Origin of the sequence: Ferviditalea candida (genome assembly GCF_035282765.1) — a bacterium.
GTDB lineage: Bacteria > Bacillota > Bacilli > Paenibacillales > KCTC-25726 > Ferviditalea > Ferviditalea candida.
On sequence record NZ_JAYJLD010000009.1, the window covers coordinates 69409 to 83106 of the forward strand.

General features: G+C 49.8%; 15 protein-coding genes. 12 read left to right on the forward strand and 3 right to left on the reverse strand.

Annotated elements, in window-relative coordinates; translation table 11 throughout:
• The first annotated feature begins 64 nt into the window (after positions 1-64).
• Both crcB (VF724_RS08315) and crcB (VF724_RS08320) read left to right on the forward strand, forming a co-directional pair.
• Complete coding sequence (crcB, locus tag VF724_RS08315) at positions 65-442, forward strand: fluoride efflux transporter CrcB (RefSeq protein ID WP_371753770.1); 378 nt, start codon at positions 65-67, stop codon at positions 440-442.
• On the forward strand, positions 402-830 hold the full coding sequence (gene crcB, locus VF724_RS08320) for a fluoride efflux transporter CrcB (protein ID WP_371753771.1): 429 nt from the start codon (positions 402-404) through the stop codon (positions 828-830). The genes crcB (VF724_RS08315) and crcB (VF724_RS08320) overlap by 41 nt, the downstream gene beginning before the upstream one ends.
• A gap of 24 nt (positions 831-854) precedes the next feature.
• Here crcB (VF724_RS08320) and VF724_RS08325 read toward each other — a convergent pair whose 3' ends face one another.
• Positions 855-1220 carry a DUF2680 domain-containing protein gene (locus tag VF724_RS08325; protein ID WP_371753772.1) on the reverse strand — a complete coding sequence of 122 codons (366 nt, stop codon included), beginning with the start codon at positions 1218-1220 and terminating at the stop codon, positions 855-857.
• A gap of 165 nt (positions 1221-1385) precedes the next feature.
• On the opposite strand from VF724_RS08325, the gene VF724_RS08330 reads away from it, so the two are divergent.
• From VF724_RS08330 to prpC, 5 genes are all read left to right on the forward strand, one after another.
• Entirely contained in the window at positions 1386-1886 is a 501-nt protein-coding gene (locus VF724_RS08330) for a hypothetical protein (RefSeq protein WP_371753773.1), read from the forward strand.
• Between the two features lie 316 nt (positions 1887-2202).
• Complete coding sequence (locus tag VF724_RS08335; RefSeq protein WP_371753774.1) at positions 2203-2901, forward strand: TerC family protein; 699 nt, start codon at positions 2203-2205, stop codon at positions 2899-2901.
• Positions 2902-2972: 71 nt separating this feature from the next.
• Positions 2973-3443, forward strand: a complete 471-nt coding sequence (locus VF724_RS08340) for a low molecular weight protein-tyrosine-phosphatase (protein WP_371753775.1) — start codon at positions 2973-2975, stop codon at positions 3441-3443.
• Between the two features lie 114 nt (positions 3444-3557).
• The gene (locus VF724_RS08345; protein ID WP_371753776.1) at positions 3558-4550 is read left to right on the forward strand and encodes an NADPH:quinone oxidoreductase family protein; all 993 of its coding nucleotides are present in this window, start codon (positions 3558-3560) and stop codon (positions 4548-4550) included.
• Positions 4551-4598: 48 nt separating this feature from the next.
• On the forward strand, positions 4599-5723 hold the full coding sequence (prpC, locus tag VF724_RS08350; RefSeq protein WP_371753777.1) for a bifunctional 2-methylcitrate synthase/citrate synthase: 1125 nt from the start codon (positions 4599-4601) through the stop codon (positions 5721-5723).
• Between the two features lie 115 nt (positions 5724-5838).
• Here prpC and VF724_RS08355 read toward each other — a convergent pair whose 3' ends face one another.
• Both VF724_RS08355 and VF724_RS08360 read right to left on the reverse strand, forming a co-directional pair.
• Positions 5839-6336: a 3-isopropylmalate dehydratase small subunit gene (locus tag VF724_RS08355; protein WP_371753778.1), complete on the reverse strand. Its 498-nt coding sequence runs from the start codon at positions 6334-6336 to the stop codon at positions 5839-5841.
• A gap of 10 nt (positions 6337-6346) precedes the next feature.
• Complete coding sequence (locus VF724_RS08360) at positions 6347-7582, reverse strand: 3-isopropylmalate dehydratase large subunit (protein WP_371753779.1); 1236 nt, start codon at positions 7580-7582, stop codon at positions 6347-6349.
• A gap of 475 nt (positions 7583-8057) precedes the next feature.
• Here VF724_RS08360 and VF724_RS08365 point away from each other — a divergent pair, with 475 nt between their 5' ends.
• The 5 genes from VF724_RS08365 to VF724_RS08385 all read left to right on the forward strand — a co-directional run bounded on the left by VF724_RS08365 (position 8058) and on the right by VF724_RS08385 (position 13640).
• A complete protein-coding gene (locus VF724_RS08365; RefSeq protein ID WP_371753780.1) occupies positions 8058-8261 on the forward strand; it encodes a hypothetical protein in 204 nt (67 codons plus the stop codon).
• 577 nt (positions 8262-8838) lie between these two features.
• Complete coding sequence (locus VF724_RS08370) at positions 8839-10230, forward strand: FAD-dependent oxidoreductase (RefSeq protein WP_371753781.1); 1392 nt, start codon at positions 8839-8841, stop codon at positions 10228-10230.
• Entirely contained in the window at positions 10227-10931 is a 705-nt protein-coding gene (locus VF724_RS08375) for an isochorismatase family protein (RefSeq protein WP_371753782.1), read from the forward strand. Before VF724_RS08370 ends, VF724_RS08375 begins: the two co-directional genes overlap by 4 nt.
• A 5-nt stretch (positions 10932-10936) precedes the next feature.
• Positions 10937-12319, forward strand: a complete 1383-nt coding sequence (locus VF724_RS08380; protein ID WP_371753783.1) for a dihydroorotase — start codon at positions 10937-10939, stop codon at positions 12317-12319.
• 40 nt (positions 12320-12359) lie between these two features.
• Positions 12360-13640, forward strand: coding sequence for an ABC transporter substrate-binding protein (locus tag VF724_RS08385; protein WP_371753784.1), 1281 nt, complete (start codon positions 12360-12362; stop codon positions 13638-13640).
• Positions 13641-13698 lie beyond the last annotated feature (58 nt).

Genomic DNA, 13698 nt, shown 5'->3' on the forward strand with positions numbered 1-13698 from the left:
AAAGCCCTCTTGTTTTCATAGAACAATAGAGGACTGCCTTTGACGATTCGGGGTGAAGGAAGGTTTGATCTACCTGTTGATTGGTGCGGGAGGAATGGTCGGCGCGTTGCTTCGCTATTTCTTGGGAATCTATGTGGACACCGGGTGGAGCACGGCGTTTCCGCTGTCCACTCTGACCGCGAATTATATCGGCTGCTTCGTTCTCGGCTGGTTCTCCGCATGGAGTTCTTCGGCCCAAGCCGTACCGGTATGGGCTCGCAAAAGCTTTGCGACAGGGTTGATCGGCTCGTTCACCACCTTTTCCACATTCGGTTTGGAAACGGTGGAGCTGTACCGCCAAGGCATGATATGGACAGGTTCTGTTTATGTGTTTCTCAGTTTTACCGGAGGGCTTCTGATGGTTGGATTCGGCAACCGGGCGGCAGGTCGTCAGGGCGGATAAAGGACGGGGAGCGAAGGGGACAAGAATGCTGTGGAATGCGATTCTGGTTGGCGCTGGCGGTTTTTTGGGGGCCATGGCACGATATTTCGTCAGTGAATGGTATGCGAAAAAAGTGGTGTCGCCAATCCCTTTAGGAACGTTGACGGTCAATCTGCTGGGCTGTTTTTTGCTGGGATTGTTGGCAGGAAGACGGGCGGACACGCAGCTCCTAATGTTCATGGGCGTTGGATTTTTTGGGGCCTTCACCACTTTTTCCACTTTCAAACTGGAGAGCCATCAGATGCTTGCCGGCAAGCGATGGCTTTTGTTTATTGTCTATACCTTGAGCAGTTATCTGATCGGGATTTTTCTGGGCCTAGCCGGATATATGATAGGCCTTTTGCTTTAGTGTCCAGTACCTTGGGCATCGCCCTCAGTCGGCGTTATACCACTCTTCTTCCCATTCGTCCGGCTCGTGCTCGCTGCACCATTGATAATTGGCTCTCTTGATTCTGTCGATGTAATGCTTCAGCATGCGCAATCGGGTTTCTTTCTGGCTCCTCGTCAAGGCTCCGGCCCAGGAGTAAGTTTCAATCAAGCTGTAGTAATCCATGTAGATTTCATGGTATATCTGATCCAAGCGTTTTTTGGTTGCCCAGCTCATCTTGACTCTGGCCGTACAATCCATTTCGCCGTCATCATCTCTCCCTTTGGCCTGATAGGGAGCTCCGAGAATTACATACAGAAAAACGAAAATCAGACTAACGCTGATCCATTTATTGCGGAAACGACGGGTCATCTTCAGGTCACACCCTTTCTGATCTCATGAACATATTTTTACCGGGAATGTAAGCTTTATGTCTTTTTTTCTTTCCCAAATATTTCTATTGTTTATTTTTGATAAAGTTAGTCGATCCAAGCCAAAATAACCCCGTAGACTACTGATGAAAAGGGGTTGGTTATTTTGGACAAGAAGCTTCTGGTAAAACTTCTGCTTGGTTTAGCCTTGTCATTATGGATTCCCGGCGCAGCCTTTGCCAATCCGTCAACGGAGACGACTCAGACTGCAGATTCATCGATTCAGCAGACAGACGATGATTGGGACGATTACGACGATGATGACGGATGCGTGGATGATGTCAAATTGAGCGCCGAACAAAAGAAACAATTGGATCTGCTGGTGCAGCGTCTGGAAAAGGACAATGAGGAGCTATTCCAAAAATATGCGGAATACGGCGCGATCAGCAAGATGCAAAAAGACCGGAAAATCCAACAAATGCATCGCTATTTTGATGTCATGAAAAAGCGAAATTATCTGACCTGCATCGAATTTGACGACGACGAAATGGAATATGAACATCCGCATCATCACAAGGACGATGAGGATGACAAATACGAGGGCAGCAAGTACAAGGATAAGAAGCACAAAAAAGAAGATTGGCACGAAAAAAATAACAGGAATTGATTGATATCGGCATATACGGGGCAGCTTCCGATCGGGAGGCTGCCTTTTTATCACACGATCTGACAGTTCAGGGGACGCCTTGGAGTGGACCATCCTGTCGTATATGCAAGCCGTTTGAATATGTGTTTATGAATCTTCCTGCGGGCAGCGGATATCAATTGGAAATCTACAATTATGGTGGATGTCTGTGTACAGGCGGGGTGAAGGTAACGGCCGGTCCATCATGACGCTCCGCCTTCCTGCAATGACATAAATTCCGGTTGTCCACATAAACATTAGGGAGTGGAACTATTCTACAAATAAGGGGACAACCGTTTTGAATGTCGTTGTCAAAATATTTTTACTCAATTTTTTCAACGATCTGGACAACGTTCTGATCATAGCCGCTCTGCTGAGGAAATATTCCTACGATCAATATCCAAGCAAATACTATCAGATGATCTATTATTCCATTATTGCGCTGACGATAACTCGAACCGGATATGTGTTCATCTCTAGACAATTGGCTGAAATCTCCGGTCTCCGATTTTTCTCGGGGTTGGTCATTATCGGTCTTGCTTTAAGAATCGTCCTGACGGCAACCCGAACGGATGAAACCCGATGGTTCCGATCGGGATCGCCGTCGCTTTCCATGCTTCGCATGCTGGCATTGGTTGTCATGACCGATTTTGTGATTTGCATGGACAGCATCATCGTGACCGCGCAGCTCTCTGATCATGTATTGGAAATCATGCTCGGTATTTTTATCAGCCTGTTGATCACCTTTACCTTTATGCGATACATATCAAAAATTTTCAATTTTCTTCCGTGGATTCAAATTATCGTGGCGGGAATTATGTCTCAGGCGGCGGTATTGGGGATGTCCAAGGACCCGCTGCTGCAAGATTACGTTCAATGGTTCAATCAAAATTTTGCGAATATCAATACAGCCAAACTGTTTGACGTCCTGGCCATTGACATGGGGATTTTAATGCTGTTGATCGGGATTTTTCAATTGAGCCGCGGAAAAAAGTGAGGGTGGCAATGGTTTTCTTCAGCGGATTCTTGTAGAATAATTGTAAATATGCGAATACTCGGGTGATCGAAATGATCAAGGTGCTGTTTGTTTGTTTGGGCAATATTTGCCGTTCCCCGATGGCGGAGGCGGTCTTCCGTGGGAAGGTAAGGGACTCCGGTTTGGAAGGGCTTATTGAAGTGGATTCCGCCGGAACAGGAAGCTGGCATGTGGGCGAAAAACCGCATGCGGGAACCCGCAAGATTCTCAGGCAAAAGCGTATTGACGACAGCGGTATTGAGGCGCGGCAGGTTCGGAAGCAGGACTTTTCGGAAAGCGATTATATCATTGCCATGGATTCGGACAACGCCAGAGATCTGATAAAATTGGCCGGCGGATTAAAAACGGAGCATGTCTCGCTGCTGTTGGACTTTTTGCCGGAAAGCGAATTTCGCGATGTGCCGGACCCCTATTATTCCGGAAATTTTCAAATCGTTTACGAACTGATCGACAGAAGCTGCGATCATTTGCTGCAATATATCCGGGAGCGCGAGCAAATTTAAAGTAGTTTCCAACCGCGAATTTATAGCTTTGATAATTATTTTCTATTGGATATGAAATTGCAGGTAAGAGATAATTGATGAAATCCTTGAAAATGTTTTAAAGGAGATGTAATTATGGAGCATGCGTTTCGCGCACTGATTGCGGACAAACAGGAGGACCGTTTTTTTCTGGGAATCAAAGAAATCACGGAGGATGATTTGCCTGAAGGGGAAGTTACGATTAGGGTTTCTTATTCGAGCATAAACTACAAGGATGGGCTTGCCTGCACGCCGAACGGACGCATTGTGTCCAAGTATCCTTTCGTGCCGGGGATTGATCTGAGCGGCATGGTGATTGCATCCAAGGACCCGCGTTTTCATGAGGGGGATCCGGTCATTGTGACCAGCTATGAGATGGGTGTATCCCACTTCGGCGGCTTCAGCGAGTATGCCCGGGTTCCGGGCGATTGGGTCGTACCGCTTCCTTCCGGACTCAGTCTGCGGGAAGCGATGGTCTACGGAACGGCTGGTTTCACCGCCGGATTGTCCGTATTCCGCTTGATACATAACGGTCTGAGACCGGATCTTGGCCCCGTGCTGGTCAGCGGAGCGACCGGCGGGGTGGGCAGCATGGCCGTTTCGATTCTGGCCAAATTGGGCTATGATGTCACGGCCAGCACCGGGAAAGAATCCGAGCATGATTATTTGAAAGCATTGGGAGCGAAGGAAATCATCAACCGGGAAGAACTGACGCCGGATAAAATAAAGCCGTTGGATAAAATGCGTTGGGGGGGAGCGGTTGACCCTGTCGGCGGGAAGACGCTCGCTTATATTTTGAGCACGCTGAAATACGGATGTTCCGCTGCAGTAAGCGGCTTGACCGGAGGCACGGAGCTGAGCACGAACGTTTTCCCGTTCATTCTCCGCGGCGTTAATTTGCTGGGCATCGACTCCGTCTATTGTCCGATGGACACCCGAAAGCAAATTTGGGAGCTGCTGGCCGGCGATTGGAAGCAGGAGCAACTGTTTAAAAGCATCGGGAGGGAAATTGCGCTTGAAGATGTCCCGGAAGCGGCCGAAAGCATACTGAAGGGCAAGATTCGCGGCAGAACCGTGGTAAAAGTATAATTATTGATCAGCTTAGCCCATAATTAACCGGAAAAGGAGGAACAACAGATGACAACCGAAAAAAAACAAGGAGGACTGGCCGGTATTGTAGCCGGACAAACAGCAATCGCCACAGTGGGAAAAGAAGGCAAGGGCTTAAATTACCGGGGGTATTCCATCGGTGATCTCGCCGATAGCGGAACGTTTGAGGAGACGGCCTATTTGCTGATTCACGGAAAGCTCCCGAACCGGGAAGAATTAACTGCCTATAAGCGGAAATTGGCGGGACTTCGCGGGCTGCCGGAAGGCTTGAAAGCCGTACTCGAACAGCTGCCCGGCAGCGCGCATCCGATGGACGTGCTTCGGACCGGATGCTCGGCATTAGGGACGATGGAGCCGGAAAGCGGAGACAGGAAGGAGTCCGACATCGCCGATCGGCTGATCGCCAGCTTCGGGTCCATGCTGCTCTACTGGCACCACTACTCGCAAAACGGTCGGCGCATCGAGACGGAAACCGATGACGACAGCATTGCCGGACACTTCCTGCATCTGCTGCACGGCTCCAAAGCCAAGGAGCTGCATGAACGGGCCATGGACGTATCGCTGATTTTGTATGCCGAGCATGAATTCAACGCTTCGACGTTTGCCGCCCGCATAACCGCTTCCACCAAGTCCGATATGTATTCGGCGATCACATCCGGGATCGGCACGCTGCGCGGACCGCTGCACGGCGGGGCCAACGAAGCCGCCATGGAGCTGATCGAACAATTTGACTCGCCGGATGAAGCGGAGACCGGCCTGCGCGGCATGCTGGCCAAGAAGAAGCTGATCATGGGCTTCGGCCATCGGGTCTATTCGGTATCCGATCCCCGCTCGGATATTATCAAAAGATGGTCGCACAGTTTGTCCGAGGATGCCGGGGACATGAAGCTTTATCGGATATCGGAGCGGATTGAGGAGATCATGTGGAATGAGAAAAACCTGTTCCCGAATCTGGACTTCTACAGCGCATCGGCTTACCATATCATGGGCGTGCCGACCGCGATGTTTACGCCGTTATTCGTCATCTCCCGCACCAGCGGCTGGTCCGCGCATATTATCGAACAGCGGGCCGACAACAAATTGATCCGGCCCAGCGCTGATTATATCGGTCCGGAGCCGATGGCATGGCTTCCGATGGAGAAACGCGCCTGATCAATCCTCATTAGCCGAACCAGAAGCAGCCGATCGGCCCTATAAGCAAAGGGACTGCCCAACGTCGAATGACTGGGCAGTCCCTTTGCTTTGCCGATTCTATTACATCTGGATGCTAGTTGACTTTGAAGGCACCGTATTTTTTCAAATAATTGGTCAGGCCGCCTTCATTTAAAATGTCCACCATGACGGATGGCATTTGGGTTCCCTTGTATTGTGCGTTCTGGGAAAGATTTGTAATGGTTCCGTGAATCAGATCCGTTTCCAACTCATCCTGATCAGCAATCCGATGATCCTTTGCTTCAATGAGCGGTAGTCCGATATTGATGGAATTCCGGAAGAAGATACGGGCAAACGAGCGGGCGACAACTAAGGAAACTCCCGCCGTCTTCAAGGCAAGGGGAGCTTGTTCTCTGGAGGACCCGCAGCCGAAATTATAACCTCCCACGACAATGTCCCCTTTGTTCAAACGCGATCTGAATCCGGGATCCAAGTCTTCCATCACATGGCTGGCAAGTTCCTGCAAATCCAGCGTCTTGGTGTATTTGCCTGCGATAATGCGATCCGTATCGATATTGTCGCCAAAAACGTGGCATACTCCCTTGATGATCATGCTGACCCTCCTAACGAATGTTTTGAGGATGGGTAATTTGTCCCGTCAGCGCCGAAGCGGCCACAGTGACCGGCGAAGCCAAATAAACGTTGGCATTGCGGTTTCCCATCCTGCCCTGGAAATTCCGGTTTGTCGATGAAAGGACATTTTCCCCGTTGCCCGGTATGCCCAAGTGAGTTCCGACACACGGACCGCATCCCGAGGGTAAAAGAGTGGCCCCGGCCGCCATAAGAATCTCCGCTGTACCGTCCAAAAGCGCTTGATGGTATACCTCTTTGGAAGCCGGGGTGACCATCAGTCGAACCCGAGGATCGATCTTTTTGCCTTTAAGTATCTTGGCCGCTTGCCGAAGATCTTCCAATTTGCCGTTCGTACAGCTTCCGATAAAGGCTTGTTGAATAGGGACGGATCCTACTTCACTGATCGGTTTGACGTTATCCGGGGAATGGGGTAACGCGATCATCGGTTCCAATTTCGATACATCGTATTCGTACACTGCTTCGTATTCCGCGTCGTCGTCCGGCTTCACGGAATCGAAATTATAGGGCAGCTGAAGTCCTGCCGTGTCCACAAAACCGGCTTTGGCTCCCATCTCGATGACCATATTGGAAATCGTTATCCGGCTGTCGACCGAAAGCGGCATCAAAGCATCGCCGGTAAACTCGATGGATTTGTAGGTTGCGCCTTCGATTCCTAATTGCCCCGCCAGAAACAAAATCAAATCCTTTGTGGAAACATATGGGCGAAGGGTATTGTTTAAAACGATTTTCAACGTATCCGGCACTTTGACCCAGGTTTTCCCGGTCAGCATGATGCCCGCCAAGTCGGTTGAACCGACCCCTGTTCCGAAAGCGCCGATTGCACCGTAAGTACAAGTATGCGAGTCAGCGCCGAAGAAGATTTGACCGGGCTTGACGTGATGTTTCTCGATCATCAGCTGGTGGCATATTCCTTCCCCGACATCATATAGTTTCACGCCTTGTTCTCTTGAAAACCTGCGCATCATATCATGCAGATTGGCGATTCGCTCATTGGGTGCGGGAGACGCATGATCGATGACGAGAAACATTTTGTCCCGATCCCAAACACGGGTTCCGCCCATTTCTTCAAAAGCTTTGATGGCCAATGGCGCAGTCGTATCGCTCGCCATGATCCCGTCCACTTCGACAATCGCAATCTCGTTTCTGCAAACCTTTTTGCCGGTGTGGTTGGAAATCAGTTTTTCAATTACGGTCTGCCCGCTCATTTCATCCTCTCCCCGAGGCTATTGTTGATAAGGAACCGGTGTATCAGTTCCATATTATGAAACGCGAATCATATTGTGAAATTAATTTTATCCTAATTCAATTGACTGAGGGTGTCAACAGTTGAAAAAGCCCGAAAAATCCACGCTGGAGAATGAAGCTGGCTGTCTGAGCAAAGATCTTTAATATTGGCTGGATTCAGACAAATTTGAATAATGGGCAAAAAGTTGTTGATTATTGATCGCCACGAATGATAGAATTAAGTTAAATTGAAACGCGTTTCATATTGTGGAACAAAAGTGAATGAAAATGAATGAGGGATAGAGAATGGCCGCGAACCATCCTGCTTTGTACAATTAGCTTGAATTTGCAAGCGTTTTCTCGCTGGAAGACGCTGATTCGGAAATCATCCGCAGAGCCAAATTGATCGTTTTGGACTCCATTTCAGCTATTGTTCACGGGAATCGGTCTAAACCTTTGCGTTTCGTAAAGCAGCATTCCGTCGGACATCGCGGGGAGCGCGGGAGTCTTGCAGCTTCCGTATACGGCACGGGAGTCGGGCTTTCGGCGCATTTGTCGCTGGATGCCGTTCAGCGGATCCTGTCCGAGTCCGGGGTTGCGATCGAAGAGATTGATCAAATTCATGTATTCACCTATTCGCTGTGCTCTTTTGTTTTCTGAGGATGATATTGAAACGCTAAATAAACTGGCGCAAAAAATATTTGTCCTTGAGGATCCGGAATACACACGATAGCTGCCGGATGAAAGGAAAGCCAGAGTGGAGATTTTTACGAAATCCGGAAAGCTGCTGCAGCATGAAGTTCGCGGCGCCTCCGGAGATGCGGGGGAGACTGGCCTGGAAGACAGGGTGATGGAGAAATGCAGCGGCTTGCGGAGACGGCGGGTTGGAAAAAAGCAGATGAACTGGTCGGCCTTGTGATGAATCTGGAACAGGTTTCGGATATGAAAGAAGTGCTGGAACTCACAATACCGTAAAGAAAGAAGCCAGGAGTATGTCCGAAGTAAAGTCATGATTATTTTTCATACGGTGATGGAGGGAAAGGGAATGAGCACGGAAAGTTTAAGCTTACGCTCCCGATGCAGTTTTCTGCGAAAACTTGTACGCCTTTGAAATCAAGTTGTTGCCACAAGGGACAATTCAAGACAACTTGTATTTCAACAGCGGTGGAGTGCCATCCCTTTTTCGGATGATTTCGTCGGACGACTCCTAGGGACTGATTGCATATGGAGGTGAACCGTGTTGTGGGACGCTGAATTGGACATAGTCATTGCGGGGGCTGGAGGCTGCGGATTGGCTGCCGCGCTGGCGGCGGCTGAAAAAAGCCCCGTGCTCGAGGTTGCCGTTTTTGAGAAAACGCATCAGGTCATGGGAAATACGGCATCTAGCGCAGGCATGATTCCAGCTGCCGGAACCCGATTTCAAAGAGATATCGGGATTTGGGAGACCTATGAAGAGATGGCGGAAGACATTCTGAAAAAAAACCGTTCTGAAAGCGACAAAGCGCTTGTTTTGGCTCTCAGCAAAACTTCGGGTCCGCTTGTGGAATGGCTCGTGGATTCGCTTGGCATCGAATTGTCGCTGATCAGCGAGTTCAAATATCCAGGACAAAGAAATTGCCGCATGCATGCCCCGAAATCCCGTTCAGGCATGGAATTGATCCGGAGCCTGCGGCGGAAAGTGTCTGAAAGGGACAATATTTATCTGCTGCTTCAGTCCGAGGTGACTCGTTTGATTGCGAATGAACGCCGGGAAATCATCGGTGTGGAAGTTCAAACGCCGGACGGCAAGCAGAGAATCCGGGCGAACAAGGTCATCCTGGCGACAAACGGGTTTGGCGCGAACAAAGAGATGGTGCGCAAATATATACCTGAATTTGCCGATGCTCTTTATTTCGGGTATGAAGGCAATACGGGCGACGCCATCAAGATGGGTGAACAGGTCGGCGCCGATTTTGCGAGTCTCGGGGCTTATCAGGGACATTCTGCGGTATCGGAAACGCATGGAATCTTGGTTACTTGGGGAACGATCATGCTGGGCGGATTCATGGTGAACGAGGAAGGACGGCGGTTTGGAGACGAATCGCAAGGATACTCGGAGTTTGCAATGCTTGTCCTGCAGCAATCGGGAAAGCACGGGTATTTGATTTTTGATCATGAAATATACAGCCAGCTTCTTTCCATCGAGGATTTTAAAAACCTGGCGGAGATCGATGCCTTCAAGATTGCCGATACGATTGAGGAATTAGGCAGTCAACTAAAGCTGAACCCTTCCGGTTTACAACATACATTTGAGGATTTTCAACAATGCGCGGAAAGAGGAGAAGATCAATTCGGAAGGAAATTGTTTCCGAAGCGTTTGGCTCCCCCATTCTATGGAATTAAAGTGGTTCCCGCACTGTTTCATACACAGGGAGGGTTGAAAATCAATACGAACGCGCAGGTGTTGAATAAGCAAGGGGAGGTGATCGTAAATTTGTATGCGGGTGGTGGAGCCGCAGCGGGAGTTTCGGGCAATCATGCTTATGGATACATGTCGGGAAACGGGCTGTTGGCTGCATTGGGTTTCGGCAAAATTGCCGGCGACCATGCCGCCACGACAATTTTACAAGAAAGGGGTGCCAATGAATGACCTATGTTTGGGATGATGCGCTTACCGAAGCCGATCGTCTTGTCATCAAAAAAGGAGGATACGGAAAGAAGCGCGGATTAGGCTCAAAACCGCTGCTGGTGATCATCGACGTCCAATACAACTATGTCGGCGAGGATGTGCCGATCGAGCAGCAGCTGGATCAATGGCCGAGCGGAGGCGGCAGCAGGGCATGGGACGCGATCCGCAGCATACAAAATCTGCTGGAAACGGCGCGGACCTGCGGCATACCCGTCATGCACACCCGAAATGTCCAGAAAAAAACATTGTTTTTCGATAATTTCAGCGCCAAGGCTGAGCGGGACAATACCAAATATCTGGATGGCCGTCCGGAAGCGCAAATCGTTAAAGAATTGCAGCCGCTGGAGAATGAACTGGTTCTTGACAAAAGTTATGCAAGTGCTTTCTTTGGAACCCCGTTGGTCAGTTATTTGATCAAGATGGGAGTCGACTCTCTTATTTTGGCAGGGGGGTCCACGGGCGGATGCGTTAGGGCTACGGCAGTGGATGCAGTGATGCGCAATTTCAATGTGGCTGTAGTCGAGGATTGCGTGTATGACCGGATTGAGCTTTCCCATAAAGCGGCTTTGCTGGATTTGTGGATGAAGTATTGCGACGTGTCGGCTTCCGAAGAAATCATCCGTTATTTTCAACAACTGAAATCAGAAGATACAAGGGGGTAAAACCATTGAAATGCGACATGCTCATTAAAAACGGTTCGGTGGTTTTTCCCGGAAAAGGGGTTCAGCAAGTCGACCTGATGGTCGAGCGCGGCAAGATCACCGGAATCCTTGAAAAATCCGATCATATTGAAGCTCTGCAAGTGGTTGACGCCATCGGTTTGCATGTTTTCCCGGGATTGGTGGATGCTCACGAACACTTGGGAATCTATAATTCCCCGGAAGAAGATTTTCTGGATACGAAGCAGCATGCTGTCGCCGGAGTCACGACCGTAGTCAATTATGACCGCCAAATTCAAAGTTACCTTGAATTGTTTCCTAAATTTCAGGAAATCGGGGAAAAGAACAGTTATATTGATTTCACCTATAGTCTGGGCATTTTGACTGAGCAGCATATTGATGAACTGGAAGAAACCGTCAGACGTTTCGGCTTAACTTCATTCAAATTTTTCAGGAATTATGAAAGGCAGTTGAACGACAAGTTCAAGATCAGTAATGGAATCAACCTGTCTTCGCATGACCTGGTCCGATTGCTGACGAAGTTTAAATCGATCTCTCCCAAACTCCTGCTGGCCATCCACTGCGAGAACATGGATATCAACCGAAGCCTGATCAAGGATTATAAGGCCGCAGGCGCGGATGACGGAATGAGGACATGGTCCTTGACAAGCCCGGGATACGCGGAGGCAGAATCGCTTCTCAGCACTTTGTATTTGAACCATATCGTGGGAGGAAACGTATTTATCGTGCATCTCTCTTCCGGCGCAAGCGTCGATGTGCTGGAAAAAGTGCCTTGGCTGATGGAATCCGGCGTAAAAGTGGAAACCTGCCCGCATTATCTTACCTTGACCGAAGAAACCGAGATGGGATTGGATGCGAAGGTAGGGCCTCCCATTCACGGACAGCGCGATTCCGACCGTTTGTGGGAAGGGATTGCCAATGGAGTGATCAACGCCATAGGCACGGATCACGTGCCCAATTCACGCGCCGTAAAGTACGGACCGGGGAACGGGACGTTCGATGTGCTGTACGGCTTCCCAAGTGTGGGGGCGCTGCTGCCGATGATGATCACCGAGGGGCACTTGAAAAGGGGGCTTCCGTTGGAACGAATTGCCGACATTACCTCCTATCAGGTAGCGGAATCGTTCAACCTGCCGCAAAAGGGACGCATTGAAGTGGGGGCGGATGCCGATTTCGCAATCGTCGACATCCATCGGAAGAAAACGATAACGCCCGGACTGATGCATTCCCGCGGCGATTATTCCGTTTTCGACGGACGTGAAGCCGCGGGGTGGCCGGTTTATACGATCAACCGGGGCGAGATTATCGTGAAGGACGGCCAGCCGTTGAAGGAAAACGGCAGGGGGCAATTTATCAGAAGGTTCATTTGACGGCAATTCGATTCATTTAAATCATACAGGGGGTTACCAAATGAAAAAATTATTTTTTCTGACAATGGTTTTGATGTTGATTCTCTCGGGCTGCGGCGGCAACAATGCTTCAAGCGGCTCGAACACCGGCGGCAGCGCAAGCAGCAGCGGCAATGACGCAGCCAAAAGCTCCGCGGAACCGAGCAGCGCTCCAAAGGTCGCCGAGGTCAAAATTGGCGGTCTTTATCCGCTCAGCGGCGGTCTGGCCAGCGAAGGCCAGGATATGGCCAATGCCGTTCAGATGGCGGTGGATGAGGTGAATGCAGCTGGAGGCATCAAATCTCTGGGTGGAGCGAAGGTGGTTCTGGATAAAGCGGATAGCGAAGGGAAGCCGCAAAAAGGCGTTTCCGAGGTTCAACGCCTGGATCGCGACGGCGTAGTCGGCATACTGGGAACCTACGCGAGCGGCGTGGCGCTTCCGGCTACCCAGGAGGCGGAGAAGGCGAAGATTCCGTTTGTCGTCGACATCGCCGTAGTCAATGAAATTACCGAAAGAGGCTTCAAGTACACTTTCCGCATTCAGCCTCCGGCCAAAATCATGGCCAACAACTTCCTGAGCTATATCTCGATGCTGAATGATAAATCCTCCGTGAAGCTGAGCACTGCCGTATTGGCGCATGAGGACTCCGTATTCGGATCGAGCATTGCGGCTTTGATCAAGGAAAATGCAGCAAAGAGCGGGATCAAGACCCTTGAGGATATTCCGTATCCGGCGTCCACGCCCGATATGTCGAGCGTCGTCAACAAGATTAAGTCTTTGAATCCGGATATCGTTGTCACAACCGGCTATCTTCGCGACGGTACGATGCTCATCAAAGGGCTGCATGATGCGAATGTGAAGCCGAAATCCATCATCGGCGTAGCCAACGGCGCATTCAGCAATCAGCAATTTATCACCCAGCAAAAAGACATCAACCAAAACATCATGGATGTCAACTACACGATCAATCCGAAAAGCGATTTGGCCAATCAAGTAAAAGAGAAATATAAAAACCAATTCCAAAAAGATATGAGCGCCAATGCCGCTTATTCTTACACAGCGGCGCAAGTCCTCTTGGATGCAATCGAACGGGCGGCTTCCGCCGACCGCGACAAAATCAGGGAAGCGCTGACTCAAACCGATTTCTCCAAGCACATTCTGCCGCAGTCGCCTATCAAATTTGACGCTACCGGACAAAATGTGAACGCCCAAGCCGTGCTGAATCAAATCTTTGACGGAAAATCCCAGGTAGTCTTCCCTGACGATTACAAAACCGCGAATCCGGTTTATCCGATGCCGTAACACGGATGTAAAGGGGAAACGGAACTTGATTTCCGTTTCCCTACTATTCTTAAGGAGT